This window comes from Pyxidicoccus xibeiensis (genome assembly GCF_024198175.1).
Taxonomy (GTDB): Bacteria; Myxococcota; Myxococcia; order Myxococcales; family Myxococcaceae; genus Myxococcus; species Myxococcus xibeiensis.
Genome location: NZ_JAJVKV010000005.1, coordinates 490876 through 512351, shown reverse-complemented (window position 1 = coordinate 512351; position 21476 = coordinate 490876). Strand labels below are relative to the sequence as shown.

The window sequence follows — 21476 nt, the reverse complement described above, 5'->3', positions numbered from 1 at the left end:
GTCGTGCCGGAAGGGAATCCTCCGGAGGGGGACGCACCCTACCGGCTCGATTCCAGACTGCCTCCCTGAATCCACCCGGTCCGCGCCGTTCTCAGCGGGCGATGCAGCGCCCCTCGTGCTCCAAGGAAGTGATTGCTCAATCCCTGGCATCGGCAGGGTGCTCCAGAATCGCGCGCCCTCCCCGTAGCGTGCGAGCATGCACTCAACCTCTCCGCCGCACCGGCCGCTTTCGAGTACTCGGCGCACGCGCGAAGCGTTCGCATACCTTCCGCGTCTGGTCATCGAGCGGAAAGCAACTCTCGATGCGCAACTCGTCGAGCGTCACCTGTTGGGGCGCGGAGAATACCGTCACCGTCACGAGAAACCCGACACGCAGCGCGCCGCGCGCGAGTTGCACCCGAAGCGTGGGGTGCGTCTCCGTCGAGAAGTCAGGCTGCCTCCAGGCTCGCGGCACGCCAGGAAAGGAGAGCACCCGCTCGAGTACCGCAGCCAACTTCGAGTCCCCCCGCTGCAGTCGCTCACGATGCAGCCGTGTCACCATGCTTCGGGCCAGCAATTCCCATTCGATGACAAAGGGCTTCATCAGCCGCTCGTCGAGCAGCAGGGAGAACATGTCGAGTGGCTGCCGCAACGCCGCTGGCTCCGAGACGAACGCACCGAAGAGTGTCCGGGCGGCGCGGTTGCTGCGCACGACGGTGCCGTCCAATGAGAGCACCACGAGGGGGAACGGCTCGTGCTGCGCCATCATCTGCTCGAGGGCCTGTTCGACCTCTGGCGCCATCGCATCCAGGGCCGGGGCCGGGAAGCGAGGCGCGAAGCCCGCCGCAAGGAGAGCCTGGTTCTGCTCCCGCAGCGGAGCCGCGAGCACCGAGAAGAGGCGCAAGACCATCTCCTCTCCAGGCCGCGCGCGGCCCGACTCGAGGAAGCTGAGATGCCGGGCCGAGACGCCCGCCTCCAGCGCGAGATCGAGCTGGGAGAGCCCACGTCGGCCACGCCAGTAGCGCAACAGCGCGGGGAAGAGCTCATCGCCCATCGAGGCCTTCTTCCGAGCCGAGGAGGGCTCCGCTCGCGGCCCACGCGCCACAGGGTTCTTTCTACGCCGAAGCTGCGCTGCATCCATCGCACGGAGCGTACCCGCCATGCCCCTGCCGGCAATTACCTGGTGAGGTAATTGAGGCCCTGGCGCCGGAGCAGGCAGGGTGTGGCCCATGACTCGAAAGACCTTCCTCCTCATCACCAGTGGCATCGCCTTCGCCGTTGGCACCGTCGCCCTGCTCCTCCCAGGGACGCTGCTCGCCGGAAAGGGCGTCACCCCGGAGCCAGCACCCGCCATTTGGGTCCGCGAGGTGGGTGTGCTCCTCCTCGCGCTCTCGGCGATGGCCTTCATGGTGCGCAATCATCCCGACTCGCCGACGATGCGCACTCTTCTGTTCGGGAACGCACTCGTTCACATCGGGCTCTTTCCCATCGAGATTGCGGCCTGGCAGGCGGGCGTCATCACGCGACTTGGGGGGATCGCCCCCAACTCGGTGCTGCACGTGATTCTCGCGGCCGGCTTCCTCTTCTTCGCGCGACAAGTCCGCACCGCCGGGCTCGAGCACGCCGCCTGAGCCCGCGTGCGATAGCGCTCCACCCGGGGACCGGAAAGGCGGGCTCCGCGCCAGGGGCGCTCCCCGGGTCAGCTCTCGCGCGCCGCGGCTTCCAGCGCAGCGATGTCCATCTTGATCATGCCCATCATGGCCTGCATGGCCTTGGGATGGCTCACCAGGTCCTCGACATTGCGTGGCACCACCTGCCAGCACAGGCCGAAGCGGTCGGTCAGCCAGCCACAGGCCATGGGCTTGCCCCCTCCCGCCATCAGCTTCTCCCAGTACGTGTCGAGCTCTCTTTGCGAATCGCAACGCACGAAGAACGAGAACGCAGGCGTGAGCTGGTGCGCGGGCCCGCCGTTCATGAACGTCATCTCCTGGCCCTCGAGCTCGATGACGATGGTTGCGATCTTCCCTACCGGCCAGGGCCCGACGCCCTTCGAGCGCAGCTCCTTCACCTTGCGCGCATGCGGAAAGACGCCGAGGTAGAACTCAGCGGCTTCTTCCGCGTTGTCGTTGAACCAGAGAAACGGTGCGAGCTTGCTGGACATGATTGCTACTCCGTGCGCGTGAGGTTGAGGAGGCCGCCGTTCTCTTCCATACCGCGATGGATGGACTGGCTGGCGGTGGTTCTTCCCTCACCGTTCGATGGCACGCACACCCCGAGGCGAGGTCAACAATTGGATCGCCTCCAAGCCCTGGGAGATCGGCCCCGTCATCCCCCACCGACCGAGCGGCGGCGCATAGGATGCGCCGACATGGACTTCCAGGCGCGACTCGAGGCGCTCACGCACCAGCTCCGGCCCTGGTCCCCGCTCTGGTCCCGCTCCATCCTCCAGGGCGCTGGGTTTCGAACCAGAAAACCGTAGGGCGTCGCCCGCGCGAGCCCCGTATCGCTGGAGTCGATGAGCAGCGCGGTGGCCCCTCCCGGGAGCCGTAGTCGCTGCGCGATGAACGCCCCGACGTTGCCACTGTACCCGTCCTCCGCGTCGCCCACGCGCGCGCAGTGGCGGTGCACAGCCTGGAACTCCATGCGGCCGAGCGGGCTCGCGGCGTCCGCTGCTCGCCCCACCGACAGGGTGCAGTTCTCCGCGTCGTCCTTCAGCGTGTCCGGGGGCGCCGCAGTGAAGGTGATGCCCTGCGCCTCCAGCGCCTGTCGGTACGCCTGCACCAGCAACTCCTTGGTCAGCGCCTCCGACTTGCCATCCGGCGTCGAGCAGGCGCCTGACCACGAGAAGCTCTCGTTGCCGTACGCGTCGGAGAAGGCCTTCTCCGGGGGCTTCGAGATGTAGCTGTTGATGTTGCCGGCGAGCGCCGAGTCATGGTTGCCGGGCGCCATCAGCCACGGGATGGAGTTGCCAGTGGCGCGCTGCATTGAGCGCACGAAAACGTCGAACTCGCCGGAGCAGGCGATGTCGGTCGCATCCCCCAGATGGAGGACCAGCTTCAGCCCGTCCTTCTGCGCGTCCTCGACGAAGCGCTCGAGCACATGGTGGCTCCAGAGGTTCACCGCAGGTGACCGCACCGCCACGCTGGTGACGAAGCGCTCCGTCCACCAACTCATCGACCGCAGCTTCTCTCCGAGGACGTTGTGCTGCTGGTTGTCCGCGACCACCAGTACGTGGGGGGGAGCGGCGCCGGCACCGCGCCGAGCTGAATGCTGGTTCGGACCGAACCCGTGCTGACGATGCGGGTACTGGTACAACCACTCAGGACTCCTGCCACGCAGACCGCGACCACGTCGCAGAACCATTTCCGTGTCATCGATTCCCCCAGGCTCGACGGCCCCCAATCGCCAGTGTTTTTACCGGCGCGGCTTGCGACTCGACAACGGGTGAAGAGCTACCCGCCCAGGGCGCGGACGGGTCCTGCATGACTTGGACATGACGCCACTGGCGCAGAGGGGCGGGCAGGAGTCACGGCCCTACCCTTCCGCTGATTGCCTCAGCCGAGCTGGAAGCGATGGCGGAGCAGTCCATCAAGCTGTTCGAGCCTGTCCTCGGCTTCCGTTCCCTCGTCCATGGCGGTGTTGATGAGCATGGCCTCTTCGGGACGGAGCAACGCCTGGGCCAGGACTGAGACAGGGGGGCCCATGGCCAGCAGGAACATCGCTCCGCCCGCGGGACTGAAGTTCGCGAAGGCGTACCCATTCCCAAGCTTGTGGAGCCAAGCCGGCGTTTGTCTGGCGATGCGTGCGAGGTAGTCCAGGCGCAGGGACACCAGCCGCGTCACCTTCCGGTTCCGCGAGGCCGCAGTGTGTCCACGCCCGGCCCTGTAGCTGAGCAGGGACTGGCTCTGAAGGCCCTTGAGTTCCGCGAGCGTCCAGCGTGGTACGGCCCGCTGCGCCATGCAGGCGGCGACATGGTCCGCAGACAGGTCGAGGTGCATCAGCGTCAACTCGCTGCCTGTCTCCCGCTGCTGCTCCACCGTCAGCTTCTGCCCGATGCCCTGGTGCACGTGGAACCACTCGTGCAGGAAGTAGAGCGTGGCCGTGGCGAAGAACTCCTCTTCATCTTCGATGCTCCCGGCCATGTGCCGGAAGGGCTCTTCGTGGAGGGAGAGCCACCCTCCGCCGATGTGGACGAGCTCCTCATTCTGAAGCTCGGTGAATTGGACATCCCGCACCTGGTCTTCCATCAGGATGCGGCCCACATCGGCGCCGAAGACAGGCTCGCTCCAGGGCAGGTTGATGATGCGGCGGAACTCCTCGAGCAGCGTCAGGTGCCGCCCAGGCTTCTGCTGGGGGGTGAAGCGGGGCTCCGCCAGGGGCAGTGCAGTCACCGCGCGGAGCGTCTCCGGTGTGTTGGGGGACTCATCCAGGATGCGCAGTGCCAGCTCGGTGTCCGGGGTCGGGCGGAGGGCAGCGATGGCCTCCCGGATGGACGCCTTGAATGCACCGGCCAGGACGGGGGACTCCGCCCCCAGCGTGAGGTATCCGAGAAGCTCCGCGTTCAGGCCCACCATGCGGATCCATTCTCGGGAGAGAAAGCGGGCCCACTGCTCGAGGGCTGGGGACAGCTCCACCGGTGAGGGCTTCCCGGTGAACGGCCCGAGCAGTTCGGCCACCATGGGGGGCAGCTTGGGCGGCGAGGCCTTCGCGTACAGGTGCTCGAGCGCGTCTGCCAGCGTTTCGCCCTGGGCTACCCCGAGGCGCGTCAGTTCCTCGTCAGGGGGGCTCGAGAACGCGGTGTTCCATGCGACCTGGGCGAACCTGCCTGAAACCGGGTTGAAGCGGCCATCCAGGAGCCCCCGCAGCAGGGCCCGCCGCGCGTGGGGAAACTGCTCGGGATGGGAGAGGGGGTGGACGCAGTCCTCGGCCATCCAGTTGCCACGGAACATCGCCGCCACCAGCTCGCACACGAGCGTCCCCGGGGCTCCCCGGGTGAGCACCTGCTCGGCGACGTGCCAGAACAGGTCCCGATGCAGCCTCCAGAAACCCTGCTCGGGATTGGGGTTCAAGGAGATGTAGCGGAGCGCGTGCTGTTGCTCGATAGGATCGCCATCCACGAGGCACTCGAGCACGGTGGGAAGGAACGGGGCGCTCTTGGGCATGCGCAGCTCCGCAGCCCCCTTGACCAGCATCCAGCGGGCGACCGGGGCGAAGCAACGCAGCAGTCCGGCACGCCGCGGCAGCTCGGCCCGGAGCTGGAGCAGCTCGGCCTTCTGCTCCTCGGAAGGTGGGCGGCCCAGCGCCACATCGGCAAACCGGAGGACACGGAAGACCTCCACGAACTCCTTGGACATGTCCGTGGCCCCCAGCTTGTGTTGCTCCTCCAGCATGACGGACCCGAGGGACAGTTCCTGCCGCGCCACGTCGAGGAGCAAGGCCATGAGTCCTGCGTCCCCCGCCTTGGCGCTCTCCGTGAGCTGGCCCAACAGTTTTTGCAGCACGGGCCCTACTGACTCCCTCGTGGCGGGAGCGCGTACGAGGCTCCGGACCAGTTGGGGGAGGAAGTCATGATGGCTCTGAGCAATGGGGCCCGTGACGAGATGCGCCGAGAGCACCGTGAGCAGGGACTCGCCCGTTCCATGGCGTCCCAGCTGCTCGTCGACGCGAGTCGCGATGGTGACCCAGAGCAAAGGAGCGGCCTTCCAGGAATCAGCGGGCTCCTTCGCCGTGAGCTGTGCCCGGAGGACGGCGTCCGCCTCTTCGGGGGGCAGTCCGGAGGCGTAGTGGAGGTGGGCCTGGGCCCGGCCACGAAAAGACTCCGCTGGAATCACAGCTCCCCCCGTCTGGCGCGTACCTGCGGTGTGCTTCCGGAAGTAGAGGCGGGACAGGAATGCTTTTCAGCACGAGAACGATTCTCACATTGCGTCCCTGTCTCGTGCTTGACACCCCGGGCCCCGGCGGGAAAGCCGGGCCACTGGAAGGCAGCCCCGCCGTCTCACCCACGTCGGGGAGTCGCCCCTGAATCAGAACAGGTTGGCGATGTCCTTCACCGGCTGCGGAGCAGCGTCGGTGCTCCCCAGCGCGCCCATGGCGCCTCCAAGAATCATGGAGGCCGGGTTGGCGCGGCCCGTCGTGATGGAGCCGAGGACGCCCTCCGCGGCGCCCTTCAAGGTCTTGAAGTAACCGCTCGCGGCGCCCTCTACGACGCCCTTGAAGCCCCCTTCCGAGTTGCCAATCCCTGTCAGGACGTTGCTCACCCCCGGCACGAACCACAGGTGCTTGCCCGCCTCGCCCGCGAACCACTGGAAGTTGTCCTTGTTGCTCCCGTCCGCCTTCACGTGGGTGTCCTTCGTGGTCGGCAGCTGGTGCTCGCCCAGGAAGGAGTACCCCTGCTCGGCGAAGTCCTTGACCATGCCGGCCTCGGTTCCGTGCCGCGCATCGCCGGACTTGGTGATGCCCTCGATGTTGCCGTCCCCCTGGCCGTCCTGGACCTTGTTCGACCGGTCCCCGCCATTGGCGGCCTTGGCGCTGTCGATGAACTCCAGCACCTTGGCCAGCCGGTAGACGGCGTCGGGGTTCTGCTTCGCGTCCTTCAGGTCGAGCTTGGGGTCGATGCCCGTCTGCTTGCACAGCTGCTCGAACTTGATGTCCTTCTGGCGGCCCAGCTTCTTCAGCACGGGGGTGTCATCGACAATCTGCGCCGCCGACCGCTTGTCCCCGGCCGGCCGCTTGTCATTGGCGCTCGGCACGCCAGAACCGGAGGACTGCGGCTCCGGAGCAAGAGTCTCGAGCTGCTCGGGGAGCCCCCGGGGGGCGAAGGTGACCGGCTCGTGGATCGGCCCCAACTTCCCCTCCCGCAGGGACGGAATGGTGAGCTGCCGCCTGTCGATGACACCGGACTCGAACGCATCCACCGTGCCCACACGCAGTGCGGGCGCGCGCATCGGGGAGAACGAATCCACCGGGCCCAGGCTCCGGACAGGCGCGCTCCCAGGGCTCTGGGCGCATCGCGCCCCCAGGTCCTGAACGGGTCCCGCCGAGAGCAACTGCCTCGGGTTGTCGAGAGAGGACGGAGCTGCACCCGAACGCATCATCGAAGGGGAGAGGGTCGGAGCCTTGACGCCAATCATGGGTATCACCTGGTCTTGACAGCGAAGGAGGACTGCCGCGGCGAGTCTGTCCCGCCCGTGCGCTGTCCCACTGCAGCGCACATGCCACCAGGGAGGGCTCCCGCAACCCGTGGACTTCACAGGAAGGGGATGTCTCCGGGGCACTCGTCTCAGGCCTCCAGGTGGTGACAGCAGTCACCAGGAGGATGGCGCCAATCACCAGGGACGGGAGGCGTCCGGCTCAGCGGCCCTCGAAGGCCCCCAGGTCGCCGTGCGGCGGAGCCCCCGCGCCCGTATCCGGAACCGCCGGGTCGTCCCGTCGCGGACGTCCATCGGCATCCACCGAGGGGGCCCCGTCGGCGAGCGCGGCGTCGATGCCCGGGCTGCCCGGGGCCAGGTGGAAGTCGAGGCTCGCCGCATCCATGAACATGGGCGGACGGGCCACGTCGTGCGCTCCCGAGAAGTTGCCGCCGCCTACCAGGTTGTAGTCCTCGAACGCGAACGCGGCCGGCCCGTTGCGGAGGCCGTCGAGCGTCTGGAGGATGTTGTTCTGCAGCACCACGCCCACGGTGGCCGGCCCCGACACGTCGTTGAGGTCGATGCCGCCCTCACCGTTGCCCCAGACGGTGTTGTTCAGGATGCGCGCCCCCGGCACGTTGGCGAGGTCCACCGCCCAGTAGAGGAAGCCGGTGAACACGTTGTTCTCCAGCCGCAGGCCCTCGATGCCGTGCAGCCAGACCGGGCCGTCGGAGCCGTGGACGCGGTTGGCTCGCAGCGTCACGTCACGGGAATCCGTGATGAAGAAAGGCTGGGCGCTGTCCGGCAGCTGATTGCCCTCCACCGTGAGGTCCTGAGCGGTGGAGACGCGAACCCCGACTTCCCCCAGGCGGAGGAAGCGGTTCTCCAGGAGGCGGATCCGGACGCCCCCCTCATCGGCCAGGAAGCCACGCCCCGAGACGCCGTCTCCCGAATCGCGAAGGTCATGGACGATGCAGCGAACGAGCGAGAAGTCTTCGACCGGCGCCTCCACGTGCACCCCCGCCGCCGGCGTCTCCGAGGTGATGTCGCAATCGGAGAAGGAGACCTGGGAGACGCCCGCTTGGATTGAGATCGGGCCCGTGAAGTGGAGTCCCTGGAACCGGAGGTACTGCTGGCTCTTCAGCACGACCCCTGCAATCTCCGCTCGCTCCAGGGGATAGGGCTGAAGGACCAGCTCCGCGCTTCGGGCGCTCGGCGTCCGCGCCGTCAGGAGGGGGTAGGAGCCGCCACGGATACTGACCGACCAGCCGCGCGGCGCGGCCTCGAGCGCGCGGGTGATGCTGCACCAGGGCGTCCGAGGTGAGAGGGCCTGCTCCGCGGAGTAGGCGTCGTCGCACCGGCCACCGAGCGAGCTCCCGTCCACAATGAGCGCATGGTCCGGAAGCTGACTCGAGCGCAAGCCCTCCTCGTCGATGAAGGTCATCTGGCAGCCGGCGAGTGCCAGCGCCCACGTGGCGAGGAGCGCCCTAGAAGCCATAACCGAAGGCCAGGGCGGTGGTCAGCCCGGGGCGGAGCTTCCACTGATGGTTGATGGGTACGGCCATCGCAGCGCCAGCCACTTCCAGGGCGAGCCGCGCCTCGTCGCCAAGCCGGAGGGAGACGCCTGCCACGGCGCCGGCACTCCAGATGGGTGCCGACCAGCGCGCCTCCGAGGTCTTCTGCGAGGCCCAGGTGCCCCCCAGCTCCGGCCCCACCTCGAGGCGAATGCGCCCGACGTCCACGCCGTAGAGGCCCGCGGCCGCCCCGCTGAGCCCCCGGAGCCGGTACTGGAGCACGCCCTGCCTGCCCTCATGGTCGAAGGCGTCAATCTTCAAGCGGAGCCGGGCCCTGCCCACGAAGCGGCTCATCCCCACCCGAGCGGCAAAGCTGGCCCCGGAGCCGGGCAGGAGCCCGGTGATGACCGCGCCACCAGCCAGCACCTCCACGCCCTCCCCTCCCTTGGCGGCCGCCTCCTCGAGCCCGAGCGCCACCATGCCCTCCAGCTGTCGCGTCTCCCCGGCCACCAACACCACCTGGCCCCCCGTCCGGCGCTTCCCCTCCCGCCGCTGCACCTCGTAGCGCCCCGCGGGAAGTCCCAGCGTGAGCCCCTGGGGGCTTCCTGCAATCTCCGCCAGGACGCCGGGCCCCCCACGCACCAGGTACAGCCCGGAGCCATCCTTCGGCAGCACCAGCCGCGCCTCCGCCCGCCGCAGCTCGCTCAGCACCACCTCTCCCCTGCCCGACATCTTCACGTCGTACGTCGGGTGTTGCGCCCCGCGCACGGTGGCGGTGGTGCCGACGACCGTCTGGTGGGAGGTGTACCTGAAGGCCTCGGTGAGGGTGACCGTGCCGTCTCCATTGCTGTCTCCAGCGCCCCGGAGCGCCACCTCGAGGTGATGGCTGAAGAAGCTTCCTCCCAGGGCCGCGGACTCCTGCGCCGCCTCGCCCATGGCCGTGGAGGCGACAAAGGCCACGCCCCTGACCGCGTGCTCCGGAGCCAGCAGTGGAAAGTCGAGAGCAGGAAGGGCGCGGGTCCCCTTCACCTGCGTCAGCGCACCCGACTGGCACGCGTCCACCAGCACCACCTTCGCTGCCGCGGAGGAGCGGGTCGTCAGCTCCCGCAGCTCGTCGAAGCTCAGCCGATGGCGCCCCAGCTCGAGCGCCGCCGCGTCGGCGTGGCCGGAGTAGTAGAAGACGAACAGCGAGCGCTCCCGCGCGGGCGACCGGGCAATGCGCTGCTCGAGCTGGGCCAGCGCCTGCCGGACTCCCTGTGCCCCCTGGCCGTGCAGCACCACCACCTGCTCCGCGGGAAAGCCTCCCAGCTCCACGAGGGCGCGCGCGACCCGGTCCGCGTCGCGCTCCGCGAACCAGAGCTTGGACCGTTGGGGTGCCCCCTCGTTGTTCCCCACCACCAGGGCGTACCGCGGCGCGGGCCCCGCCGGGGCGGCGCTCATGAGCGCCGCCGAGAGGAGCGCCAGGAGCGTCATCCCCGCTTCTCCACGAGGATGCTCGCCTGTCCTACGCCGGTGGGAAGGCCTCGAACGTCACGCGTCTGCCGGACGCTGTCCGCGCCCGCTGGGGAGAACGTCCGCCGCAGGGCCTCTTCCACCACGGACCAGGAGAGCGGCTCCGGGCTGCAGATGGCAACGAAGCGCTCCGGCCCCGTCACACCGTCCAGCTGACCGCCACCGGGTACCGGGCCCGAGGTCTGGGTCGAAGCTCCGCCGTCTCCGCTCGCGGGAAAGATGCGGGAGACCTGACCGGTGGCATCGACGGAGACGACCCAGAGGTGGCACGGCCTGTCGGTGGCCACCGAGAACCGGATGCGGGCGTCACCCGGGAGCTCGGCGCCGTCGGCCGCCTGGCGGGAGCCTCCCTGGGGCTCGGTGAAGACCTCCAGCGAGAAGCCCGCGCCCTTGGAGCCTACGTAATCGGAAGGGGGTTCCACGGGCCGCAAAAGCACCGCGAGCAGTGCTACCGCCAACCCCATGGCCGGAAGTGCCATGACGGGCCACCTCGGCCACTGCCATCGGGAAGCGGAGGCGGCCTCCACCGCCGCGTCGATGGTGCCGGGCATGATGTGGCGGCGGAACGACGCATCCTCTTCCCGCATGCGCGCCACCTGGCTGCCGCACTGCGGGCAGGATTCGATGTGCGCACGCGCGGCGGCCGTGGCAGGCGCCAACACGTACTGCTCGAGGGCGACTCGCGAAGGACACGCCGTCATGTGTTCCCCCCATTCAACAACGCTCGTGCCTGGGCGACAAACTGCTCCAGCTTGCGGGCCACCGTCCGGCGAGAGAGGCCCAGCGTGCTGGCGAGCTCGGTCTGCTCGATGCCATCCACGAGGACGCCAACGGCCACCACGCACGTGGTCTCATCGAAGTGACTCAGGAGCTGTTGCGTCAGCTTTCGCGCCGAGAAGGTCTCGGGCGCTACGGTGGAGGCGACGTCGAGTGACAGCTGGCTCAGCTTGCCCTGGTGAAGATGGGCGTTGCGGACCCGGTTCAGACAATGGTGCGTCGCCACGCGGTAGATCCACGCCGCGGCGTGCTCGCGGTCCTGGAGCCGCCGGGCGGAGAACAGCTTGACGAAGACCTCCTGCGTGGCATCCCGCGCCTCCTCCGGGTCGCGGAGCACGGCCAGGCACTGGCGGTGGATCGCCGGAGCGAAGTCCCGGTAGAGCGAGGCAATCTCCTCGCGATTTCCTTTCCACGACGTACCGATGGGGGGGTCCTCACGAAAGAGTATAGGGGAGGCGCGGGGCTCGAGTCCCCACGCCTCCACTCAGCCAGCCAGCCGGCTGGCGTCCTTCACCGTCAGCGGATACCGATGTCCGTACCGTCCGAGGCCGCGCCCTTTCCGGGTGACCCGGTTGCAAGACGGAAGCCGGCACGGTCCGTCGGCTGGGCTCCCCCCACGAACACCGGGGCTCCGGTCAGCTCGCCGCTCTGGGCGCCCCGCCGGAGGAGGTTGTGATGGCGCTCCGCCACGGTGGAGCCGTTGGACACCGAGATTTCGGTCGCCACGTTGTCGACGATGACCGTGCCCTGCCCGGGCGCATCCGCCGTCTTGCGCGTGATATCGATGATTCCGCAGGGGAGGTTCCAGGCACACGTCCCATGCATCAGCGTGTTGTGGCGGATGATGGAACCGTTATCCGAGTAGAGCTCGATGGCCCAGGGGCGGCCGCGAAGGTCCAGCACGTTGTCTTCGATGAGCGCGCGCTCGACGCCGTCGTAGGCGACGATGCCCGTCACGCAGTTGAGGAAGTAGTTCCCTCGAACCACCGAGCCCGGAGCGCCGAGCAACTGGACCGAGTCGGTGTGGTTGGGGCCGCTCTCCTGGATGTCCTTGAACAGGTTGTTGAGGATGTTGACCCCCACCCCCGTCTGGATGCCGTCCGCGTCGCCCCCCTCGAAACGCGAGTTCTGGATGGTGACGCCGGAGTGTGTCGCGCTGCTGTAGGGCAGGTGGATGCGTGCCGGTGTGGAGCCAGGGGGGGCATAGAGGTTGAGGTGCGTGTTGCCGTCGAACAGGATGTTGGCGTTGACCACCCCGTCAATCGTCGCAGCGCCCGTGAAGCGGCTGCCGGTGATGGTCACGTTGCGAGTCGACCCCAGCAGCGCGGCCGAGGTGATGGTGAGCCCCTCGATGCGGACGTTGTTCGCGCCGTTGAAGCGGAGCGCCAGGGTGGCGGTGGCCCCGCTCTGGGGCTTGACGGTGACCACTCCTGACTTGGAGCCCGCAGCGAAGGTGCCGTAGCTCCCGGTGGCCAGGCAGATGGTCTGCCCGGCGGTGGCCGCGCTCCACTGGCTCGCCAGCGTCGCCGCGGTGGTGGCAGTCCGGTCGCAGGTGCCGGTAGGAGGAGGCGGCGGCGGAGTCGTGCTGGAGCCCTGGACGCCGAGCTCGCTCACCGAGGCCCACAGGTTGTCGGTGTTGCCGTTGACAGTCACCCGGACGTAGCGGGCGCTGCCATCCGGGATGTCATAGGTCTCGAGCGCGGCGGAGGTTCCGCTCGACTGGCCCGAGAAGACCTCGGTGAAGGTCGAGCCGTCCTCGGAGACGGAGAGGGTGAAGGTGTTGCGGCGCACGTCGCCGCGGTACCAGGCCACGGACACGGAGCAGACGGTCTTCACCGAGCCGAGGTCGGCGGTGATGAACTGCCCGGCACCCAGGGACGACCAGCGCGTGGACAGGAGCCCGTCGAGGACATTCTGGGGCACGTTTCCATCGTCGCCGCTGGCCGTCACGCCGGTGGGCGCCACCGTGGCACAGCTCTCGAGGCCCACGTGCTGTGTGCCCTCAGGGCCCTCGCGGACGGAGCCTTCGCCTCCACAGCCCCAGGCCAGCCACGAGAGGGCGAGCATGAGGGCCGCGCGGGTGCTGCGTCCTGTACAATTGAACTCGGGTTGCATGTGCGTACTCCCTTTCCGGTTGTAGGGAGAAACACACGCGAGCGCGGCCAGATGTGACATTCGACGTGAAAGCCGAGGAAAAACAGTGTGATGGCCGGCGCAGCGATTTTCAGCGGGCGCGGACGGCGGAGAGGAAGGGGGCGTAGCCGGCCCAGCCTGGGCAACCGGGAAGGATGGAGCTGCTCCGGCCCTGCCGACGTCAGCGCGCCCGCGTTCCGGCGGAGGGCTTCTTCGCGGCGCTCTTCTTCCTGGCCGGAGCGGCCTTCGCCTTCGAGGCTGCAGGCTTGCCTTCTCCGCGCGGTGCCTTCGCCTTTGCTCCCGCTTCCATCGCCTTTCGGGCTTCGGTCTTCTCGCCTTTGCGCAGCGCGAGCGCCGCGGCGATCCACTCCGGTGCGTAGCTCGACGTGCAGCCCTTCGGGATGGGGCGCGGGTCCCAGCGACCGAGGCGCTCGCCGATGGCGATGGCCTCTGCGGTGTGCTCGGGCCGGTGGAGGCCGATCCACACCAGGCAGAAGTTGATGCCCTCCTTCACCCGGTACGGTGCGTCCGGAAGCTCCCGCTCGACGCGCACGAGCGTCGCGCCCACGTCGAGCTCCTTCTCGAGTCCTCGCGCGATGCGCCCTGCAAGCAGCTTCCATCCAGCGCGGCGCGGGAGCTCCGTGCTGCCGTCCATCCACCTTTCCTGGAGCTTCGGGGCGACGGGCGCCTGCACGAGCACGCGACCGACGAGCTCGTCGACCAGGGTCGGGTTCGAGAGCGGCTCGAGGAGCCCGCGCGCCTCTTTCTCGGTGAGCGCCGCGGGCTCGAGCAGCATGCACGCGAGGATGCGCGCCTCGTGATTGCCGGTCTCCCACAGCTCCAGTCCGAGCCCGTGGTTCGTCCCCAGCGTCGCTGCCAGGCCACGGATCTTGCCGAGCATCACGCCGAAGACATTGTCGCCCGCACCGTCGCGCACGTAGCGCTGGCGCACCCGCTCGTCGCCCTGGCTCTCGAGCTGTTTCATCACCTGGGAAAGCGTCATTGTCTTCGGCATGGAGAACACCTCGGCGGGTGGTTGATGGAGGGCGACGATACCGCACCGCTGCCCAGCCAGGAGATGGACGGTTCAGTCTTTCGATTGAAGCTGAGACAGATAGTTCAGGTACACGCGCAGGTTCGCCTTTTCCAGATTCTCCGCTGCGATTTCGCCCCCCATTGCCCGGGCTGGCACCAACGCATACACCTCGTCTTCCGCCGGCGCCCCGAGCCGCTTCAGCGCCTTCTTGAACATGCTGAAGAAGAAGATCGCATCGAGAAATCTTTTCTGGCCAAAGTACAGATCCATGATCCTCCCCAGAGGGCCGGGCAGGTCGTCGCTACGCATTGTGACGGCGGAAAAATGATACAGCTTCCCCTTGTACGAGGTGACCAGGTCGCCGAATGCCGTGCGGAAGATCACGTCAGCCGACTCCGCCTGGGATTGAGGCACGAAGTCCTCGACGACATCGCGGAATTCGTCTGGATTGACGGTCCACAGGAAGCCGTTTGAAAACTCCTGGAAACCACTTGCAGCCCAGGTATCGAGCAGCACATCCGGCAGCCGTCCCCGGTACTTTTCTACAAGCTCAGGAGGACAGTCCTTGTACGTGCGCTGTCGCTTGTGCGCCTTGGCGAAATCCTGTGAATCTGCAATCGTTTTCATTTTCCGCCGGCAGCAAAGTTGCGTTCATGTTCTCAGAAGGGAGCGCGGTGGGCTCTACCACTGCCTCAGTCTTCACGCTGAGTCCTTTCGCACGCGTCCCCTGCCAACCGGCCCCACTTCACCTGGGGCCCCTGGGGCCGGGGGTCCCGAGTCGACCTGGCACCGGGCAATGCAATCATCCGACGGCGCGCTCGTAGCCCCCCGGACGCCAATTTCGGCGCCAGGAGGCTTCTTGCGTGGACATCCACCTGGGTGGATTGCGTCAGACGCTGCGCGCACTGCGGCGCAGCCCGGGTTTCACGCTGGGCTGCATCCTGTTGCTCGCCCTGGGCATCGGGGCGAGCACCGCGCTCTTCAGTGTGGTCGAGGGTGTGCTGCTGCGCCCCCTGCCCTATCCGCGGCCCGAGCGCCTCGTGCAGTTCTCCCAGGTGTCGGCTGACAGCCGACAGATGCGGTTCTCGGACCCCAACTTCGAGGATGTACAGGCCCGGAGCCGCACCGTCGCGGCGCTGGCCCAGGTCTCGGGCGCGGCGAGCGTCGCCGTCACGGGCGCGGACGAGCCTGCCCTCGCCACGCTGGCGCTCGCCTCTCGCGACTTCTTCCCCGCCTTCGCCGTGCAGCCGGTCCAGGGGCGCCTGTTCGCCGAGGATGAACAGCAGGCCGGCGGCGCCCCCGTGGTGGTGGTGAGCCAGGCCTTCTGGAAGCGGTACCTGGGCTCGCGGCCACTGCCCCTGGCCCAGACCCTCACCTTCGAGGGGCGCGCCTACACCGTGGTGGGCGTGATGCCCGAGTCCTTCGACTACCCGGTAGGCACCCAGCTGTGGATTCCACGCGAGCTGGAGGCGCGCCTTCCCAGCCGTACCGCGCACAACTGGCGGGTGGTCGGACGGCTGGCGGATGGCGTCAACCTGGAGGCCGCGCGCGCGGAGCTCACGGGCATCGCGCGGGAGCTCGCGGGACTCCATGGCCAGGACACCCGGATGCATGACATCGCCGTGGTGCCCCTCCGGGAGAGCCTGGTGGGACAGGTCCGGCCCATGCTCTACATGCTGATGGGCGCCGCGGCCTTCCTGCTGCTGGTGGCGGGCGCCAACGTCGCCAACCTGCTGCTCGCCCGCGCGGCCTCTCGCGGGCGCGAGCTCGCCGTCCACGTGGCGCTGGGCGCGGGGCCCGGTGCGTTGGTCCGGCGGTTCCTCGCGGAGTCGCTGCTGTTGTCCCTGGTGGGGGGCGCATTGGGAGCTGTGCTCGCCCACTGGAGTCTGCGCGCGGTGCTCGCGCTCGAGCCGGGCCACCTGCCGCGCGTGGGGGAGGTGGAGGTGAACGCCACGGCGCTCCTCTTCGCGCTGGGGCTCTCGCTGCTGCTCGCGGTGGGACTGGGGCTGGTGACGGCGCTGCGCTCGGCGCGCCAGAGCCCCTGGGCCACGTTGGTGCAGGCGGGGCGTACGCAGGCGGGGGGCGGGGGGGCGGAGCGCGTGCGCCGTGCCCTGGTCGTCGGGCAGCTCGCGCTCGCGCTGGTCCTGTTGGTGGGGGCGGCGCTGCTCGGACGCAGCATGCTGAGCCTGCTCTCACTGGACCCGGGCTATCGCACCGAGGACGTCGCGGTGCTCGGCCTCGTGCTTCCTCCGGCCGAGGACACGGCGCAGGGGCTGCGCAACGTCCAGTTGCAGGAGGAGCTGCTCTCGAGGCTGGGCGCGCTGCCCGGCGTGCGCGCGGTGGGAGCGGTGAGCGTCTTCCCGCTCGAGGGAAGCGCGGGGGGCGATGGCACCTTCCTCGTGCTCAACCGCCCCGACGAGGTGGGCAGCTTCGAGGACTTCGGGCGGCTCGCGCGGGAGCCCGAGCGCACGGGCTCCGCCGAGTACCGCGTGGCGAGCGAGGGCTACTTCCACGCGCTCGACATCCCGCTCGTGCGGGGGCGACTGTTCGACGAGCGCGACACCCTCGAGGCGCCGCACGTGGCGGTCATCAGCGAGTCGCTGGCGAAGGCCCGCTGGCCCCACGAGGATGCGCTGGGCAAGCTCATCCAGTTCGGCAACATGGACGGCAACCTGCGTCCCTTCACCATCGTGGGCGTGGTGGCGGACGTGCGCGAGCGGGGCCTGGATGAGGAGCCCAGGCCCATGTTCTATGGCAGCTCCCGGCAGCGGCCGCGGGCCGCCTCCCGCCTCCACTTCGCCGTGTACGGCCCGGTGGGCTCCTCGGCCCTGGTAGCAGCGGCGCGGCCAGTGCTGCGCGAGCTCGCCCCCGAGCTGCCGACGCGCCTGGCCACGGTGGAGAGCCTGCTCACGGGCTCGCTCGCCTCGAGACGCTTCAGCCTCCTGTTGTTGGGGGCCTTCGGCGCGGTGGCACTGCTGCTCTCGGTGGCGGGGCTCGCGGCCGTGGTGTCCTACGCGGTGGCGCAGCGCACGCGGGAGTTCGGCATCCGCTTCGCCCTGGGGGCGACGTCGGGGGATGTCCTGGGACTGGTGCTCCGCCAGGCGGCGCTGCTCGCGGGGCTTGGCGTGGGGCTCGGCATGGTGGGGGCGGTGGGGCTCGGCCGTGTGCTCGCGGGCTTCGTGTACGGCGTGAGCACCACGGACCCGCTCGTCCTCGCCGCGGTGGCGCTCCTCCTGCTCGGCGTGGCGCTGCTCGCCAGCTGGCTGCCGGCCCGGCGTGCCTCGCGTGTGGACCCGATGACGGTGCTGCGCTCGGAGGCCTGAACCCGGGTCTGCGGCACCTGCTCCGTGGGCGCGCCCTGCCCGTTGGCGATGGCTTGTCCTGCTGGAGCAGCCCCGCGAAAGTCCCCTCGCCGCGTCCTCTCCTTTGGCTCATCGGCCGACGGCGAGCGCGGGCCTCGGCGCTCACTCCGGTAGCTGAGGAAACCGCTCGAGGGCGAACACGCCCCCGCCCCGCCCCGTCTCGCAGTGCTCCCGGAGCGCATGCTCCCACCGCGCCTCCAGGGGCAGCCCGCGCAGCCATTCCTGCGTCCAGCCCTTCAGGGCATCGGCGCCCATGCAGAGGCGGGGCACCCCGGAGAGGACGCCTTTGAGGCGGCCCCAATGATTGCGAGCCGCAACCGCATCTGGAATGTGCACCTCCTCAGTTGAGGCCTCCTCCTCCAGCTCCTCGGTGGGGAGGTCGGCGACGCGATGGGCGGTGTTGACGTCAAGGCCCGTCAGCTTCCGGAACGAGCTGGCGGCGGCCGCCGCTACCGCCGGCCCGCCGGATTCCATGGCGCGAAGCACCTCCTCCATGAGGCCGGGATGGCCGAAGGTGCCAGCCAGGAGGAACCGCTCGGGGCCCAGCTCCCGCCGCCCCAAGGCCTCCTCGAAGAGGGGGAGGTCGGCCTGGGCCCCCAGCACCGCCAGCAGCTTCAAGCCCGGAACGTGGTCGGGAGACGCCGGGGCCTTCGCCAGCGTCCTCAAGCTGGAGAGCAGCCACGGTTGCCGTGTCCAGGCGGCGGCCCACCGGGCAGCGTCCCGGACCTCGGAGGACGCGTCCGCGAGTGCCGTCGGGAAGCACTGGGCAAGCCGCTGCCGGAAGAGTGCCTGGCCCGGGGCTTCGAGCCACCGGAGTGGCAGCAGCGAGACGGTCCCCCACGCGGCGCGGCGGACGTCGGGCTGGGCGGCACCCAGCAGTTCCAAGAGGCGGCCTCCCGGGTCGGGCTGCCCATGGAAGGCCAGCGCCTCCAGGGCTGCCGCGGAGTGACGCTCCGACGCGCCCGCCACGAGGCCCCTCAGGGCGTCCACATACCGCTCGGGGGGAGCGTAGCGAAGGGCGAGCCGGAAACCCTCCCAGGCGGCGCCTTCCAGACCGGCGGACAGCTCCAGCGTCTGGCGCGCCACGGCCGCGTCCTCCTGCAGGAGGAGGGCGTGCGCGGCGCCAAATGCGGCGTACGCGTCCTCGGCCTCCACCAGGCGCGTGCGAATGAGCGCCCAGGCCTCTTCACCGGCCAGGACCAGGGCGTCGACATGGGCGGCGATGCGCTCATCCAGCTGGACGAGCGCGCGGAAGTCGTACTCCTTGGAGCGCAGGGCGGCATGACGCTGCCGCCACAGCCACTCCAGCTCGTCGACATGCACCTCCAGCAGGTCGACCATCCACTCTCCACCGCGAGCGAGCATGGACCGAATCTCAGGGCTGGGGGTTCGGTGCGGACTGGCTCACCTCGAAGCGGCCCAGGTCCAGGGTGAGCTGGCCGTCCATCGTCTCCAGGCCCCGCTCGCCGCGCGTGGTGAAGTAGGTCAGCGCGGCCCGGTAGGCACCAGGGACGCTCAGCATCTTCTTGCGGACCACGAAGCGGAGCTCCGCGCCCGGCTGCAGCGTGAGGCGCCGGCCCTCGGGAGGCTTCTGGCCTTCTGGCGGATGCACGTTCTCCATCCCCAGCTCCATCCACAGGGAGTCCCCCTCCCGGAGCTGCCCGGGCGGCTTGTCCTTCGACACGAGCAGGCGGAGGTTGGTGCGGTCCGGGGCATGGGGGACGAAGGGGTTCTCCGTCTCGATGGACTGGGTTCCCACGTTGCGCAGCGTGACCTCGAAGGAGAAGGGCTTCTCCAGCGGGAAGCGCGGCGAGGTCGGCGAGCCTTCTCCTCGCAGCACCCGGAGCGGTCGCGTCAGCATGTGTTCGGCGGCCTTGCGCATCTCGTCCAGCAACGGCTCCAGGGCGTCCGGGACGGCGTGGAGGGGGAACGTCCGCGTGTCCATGTCCTCTCCGTCGGAGCTCTCCCCCACCGACACCGTCTTCGTGTCGGGCGGCAGCTCCGTAGTCACCGGCAGGGCGCTGAAGTCAATGTCGCCATGCAGTTGCTTCAGCCGCGCGTACGTCCCGGGGGGCAGCTCGGCTTCGTAGTAGCCAATCTCCTGCCGTCCCAGGAAGTTGTTCGACAGGTCCACGGAGCCCTTGCCCACCGGAGGAAAGGCGGCGCCCAGGGAGCCATTCGGCAAGTCCATGAACAGCACCAGGTAACCCTTGCTCATCACGTCTCCTTCGCGCTGGGAATGACTGCCAGCGTCAGGGCGCCCCTGGGACGACACGGGGCGCGCCTCCCTCCGCGTGGCAGTGGGCGCGGCGCCCAGGAGTCCCAGCCCCAGTGCCAACCAGCCCAGGCCGCGGACTCCCCATCGGTAGCCTGTCATGCCCATCCGCCTAGAACGATTCGCGTCCCGATCCATCCAGAAAGACGAACCGTCCTGCTGTGAAGGGCGTCAGATTGTAGAGGTCCATGAGACGAGCCCAGCGAGAAGGCCGGTCACCGTGAACTCTACCCAGCGGTATGACATCCATCATGTGCCCAGGCGTGGGTCTCTTTCGTCCTGAGGGCTTGCACAGAGTACCACAAAGGACCACACCTGGACGTCGAGCGTGCGAGCAGCATACGGACGGCGCTGACGCACCGGGCCCCGGGGCTACGTACCCACTGCCAGAGAGAGGCGAGTCCATAGACAGGCAAAGACAATCGCTCGCCCCTCTCCCGCTTCCTTCACGGACGACACCACTCACAAGCAGCTTCCACTCCTGACGCAGGCGAACACGTCCACCGCGATTATCCTGCTTGAGCAGCCCCGCGATGGTCCTCTCGCCGCGTCCTCTCCTTCCTCCGCTCCTGCCTCGCCGCAGGCTGGGGCGCCATGCTTTCCTCCTCCGCTCCCGCTTGGGGAGCGCTCGGGGGCGGGTATGCGTTGAATCCATGTCGCGCTCATGACCGAATCATGGGTCGAGGCAAAGCCCCGCTGTCGCTTGCACTAGGATGCGGCGATGTCCCCGAACGCCCCCCTCCCCGATGCCGCGCCCCCTGCCCCCGCGGGACCTGACGCCCTTCCCCCCGCGGAATGGGCACAGGCCGCAGCGCTGCGCACGCGGCCCTGGGTCACGCTGGCCTGCTGCTCGGTGGTGGTTGCGCTGTTCCTGCTGACCCTCGGCGGCACGGCCGACAGCATCGGTGGCCGCGCGGGGTGGGCGTGGGCATCCAACGACGCAATCTGGGCGGGACGCTGGTGGACGCTCCTGAGCAGCGCCTTCCTGCACCTGGAGCCGTGGCACGCGGCCTTCAACCTGTACTGGCTATGGACCTTCGGCGCGAAGCTCGAGCCCGTGCTCGGCCGGCCGAGGCTGGCGGGACTCGTGCTGGTGAGCGCCTGGGTGAGCTCGGCCGCGCAGCTCGCGGCGAGCGACCAGCTGGGCGTGGGGATGTCCGGGGTGGTCTATGCCCTCTTCGGCTTCCTGTGGCTCGCAGGGAAGCAGGACGCGCGCATGAGGGACCTCGTGTCTTCGCAGACGGTATCCCTGTTCCTGCTGTGGCTCGTGGGCTGCTTCGTCGCGACCTACAGCGGGATGGTCAACATCGGCAACGCGGCGCACGCGTCAGGATTGGCGATGGGAGCGTTGCTGGGCATCGCCTTCGGCTGGGAGTACGACCGCCACCGGGCCCTGGGGTTCGCCCTGCTGTCGCTGCTCCTCGCGACGGGGTCGCTCGCCTTTGCCCCCTGGTCTCCGGGATGGACCGCGTTCCGGGCGGTCAGCGCCGCGCAGCGCAAGGACCATGCGGCGGCGGTGAAGTGGCTGCGCCGCAGCCTCGCACGCGGACAACAGCCGGCGTGGGTCTGGCAGACCCTGGCGGCGGTCCACCACGCCCAGGGAGACACCTCCCGGATGCGCGACGCCGTCGAGCAGCTGCGCCGTCACGACGAGGGGGCGGCGAGTCGCTTCGAGCAGTGGGTGCAGCAAGGCGCCCCCGTAGGACCCTGAAAGCAGCCAGTTCCCGGCTCAGTTGCCGTCTCACAGAAGAACGCGAAGGT

General features: G+C 68.9%; 16 protein-coding genes and 1 pseudogene. 3 read left to right on the top strand and 14 right to left on the bottom strand.

Annotated elements, in window-relative coordinates:
- Positions 1–202 precede the first annotated feature (202 nt).
- Entirely contained in the window at positions 203–1033 is an 831-nt protein-coding gene (locus tag LXT23_RS24655; protein ID WP_253982733.1) for a helix-turn-helix domain-containing protein, read from the bottom strand.
- A 175-nt stretch (positions 1034–1208) separates the two neighbouring features.
- Between LXT23_RS24655 and LXT23_RS24650 the strand changes: the two genes are divergently transcribed.
- Entirely contained in the window at positions 1209–1610 is a 402-nt protein-coding gene (locus LXT23_RS24650; protein ID WP_253982732.1) for a hypothetical protein, read from the top strand.
- A 68-nt stretch (positions 1611–1678) separates the two neighbouring features.
- On the opposite strand, the gene LXT23_RS24645 is transcribed toward LXT23_RS24650, so the two are convergent.
- The 11 genes and pseudogenes from LXT23_RS24645 to LXT23_RS24595 form a co-directional block, all read right to left on the bottom strand.
- A complete protein-coding gene (locus LXT23_RS24645) occupies positions 1679–2140 on the bottom strand; it encodes a VOC family protein (RefSeq protein WP_253982731.1) in 462 nt (153 codons plus the stop codon).
- 689 nt (positions 2141–2829) lie between these two features.
- Positions 2830–3342: pseudogene (locus LXT23_RS50700) on the bottom strand (metallophosphoesterase); the annotation flags it as partial.
- Between the two features lie 191 nt (positions 3343–3533).
- Positions 3534–5420 (bottom strand): hypothetical protein, encoded by a 1887-nt coding sequence (locus tag LXT23_RS24635; protein WP_253982729.1) that lies wholly within the window; start codon positions 5418–5420, stop codon positions 3534–3536.
- 582 nt (positions 5421–6002) lie between these two features.
- The gene (locus tag LXT23_RS24630) at positions 6003–6923 is read right to left on the bottom strand and encodes a hypothetical protein (RefSeq protein ID WP_253982728.1); all 921 of its coding nucleotides are present in this window, start codon (positions 6921–6923) and stop codon (positions 6003–6005) included.
- A gap of 406 nt (positions 6924–7329) precedes the next feature.
- Positions 7330–8604 (bottom strand): right-handed parallel beta-helix repeat-containing protein, encoded by a 1275-nt coding sequence (locus LXT23_RS24625; RefSeq protein WP_253982727.1) that lies wholly within the window; start codon positions 8602–8604, stop codon positions 7330–7332.
- The gene (locus LXT23_RS24620) at positions 8594–10093 is read right to left on the bottom strand and encodes a caspase family protein (protein ID WP_253982726.1); all 1500 of its coding nucleotides are present in this window, start codon (positions 10091–10093) and stop codon (positions 8594–8596) included. Before LXT23_RS24620 ends, LXT23_RS24625 begins: the two co-directional genes overlap by 11 nt.
- Positions 10090–10833, bottom strand: coding sequence for a DUF4384 domain-containing protein (locus LXT23_RS24615; protein WP_253982725.1), 744 nt, complete (start codon positions 10831–10833; stop codon positions 10090–10092). Before LXT23_RS24615 ends, LXT23_RS24620 begins: the two co-directional genes overlap by 4 nt.
- A complete protein-coding gene (locus LXT23_RS24610) occupies positions 10830–11393 on the bottom strand; it encodes an RNA polymerase sigma factor (protein ID WP_253982724.1) in 564 nt (187 codons plus the stop codon). Before LXT23_RS24610 ends, LXT23_RS24615 begins: the two co-directional genes overlap by 4 nt.
- Positions 11394–11425: 32 nt before the next feature.
- Positions 11426–13024, bottom strand: a complete 1599-nt coding sequence (locus LXT23_RS24605; RefSeq protein WP_253982723.1) for a discoidin domain-containing protein — start codon at positions 13022–13024, stop codon at positions 11426–11428.
- 199 nt (positions 13025–13223) lie between these two features.
- A complete protein-coding gene (locus LXT23_RS24600; RefSeq protein ID WP_253982722.1) occupies positions 13224–14057 on the bottom strand; it encodes a DNA alkylation repair protein in 834 nt (277 codons plus the stop codon).
- 72 nt (positions 14058–14129) lie between these two features.
- Positions 14130–14705 (bottom strand): GAD-like domain-containing protein, encoded by a 576-nt coding sequence (locus LXT23_RS24595; RefSeq protein ID WP_253982721.1) that lies wholly within the window; start codon positions 14703–14705, stop codon positions 14130–14132.
- Between the two features lie 236 nt (positions 14706–14941).
- Here LXT23_RS24595 and LXT23_RS24590 point away from each other — a divergent pair, with 236 nt between their 5' ends.
- Positions 14942–17401: an ABC transporter permease gene (locus LXT23_RS24590; RefSeq protein ID WP_253982720.1), complete on the top strand. Its 2460-nt coding sequence runs from the start codon at positions 14942–14944 to the stop codon at positions 17399–17401.
- A gap of 141 nt (positions 17402–17542) precedes the next feature.
- On the opposite strand, the gene LXT23_RS24585 is transcribed toward LXT23_RS24590, so the two are convergent.
- Together LXT23_RS24585 and LXT23_RS24580 are read right to left on the bottom strand one after the other, a co-directional pair.
- Entirely contained in the window at positions 17543–18781 is a 1239-nt protein-coding gene (locus tag LXT23_RS24585) for a hypothetical protein (RefSeq protein ID WP_253982719.1), read from the bottom strand.
- A 34-nt stretch (positions 18782–18815) separates the two neighbouring features.
- Positions 18816–19658, bottom strand: a complete 843-nt coding sequence (locus tag LXT23_RS24580; RefSeq protein WP_253982718.1) for a hypothetical protein — start codon at positions 19656–19658, stop codon at positions 18816–18818.
- Between the two features lie 778 nt (positions 19659–20436).
- Between LXT23_RS24580 and LXT23_RS24575 the strand changes: the two genes are divergently transcribed.
- Positions 20437–21426 (top strand): rhomboid family intramembrane serine protease, encoded by a 990-nt coding sequence (locus LXT23_RS24575; RefSeq protein WP_253982717.1) that lies wholly within the window; start codon positions 20437–20439, stop codon positions 21424–21426.
- Positions 21427–21476: the final 50 nt, after the last annotated feature.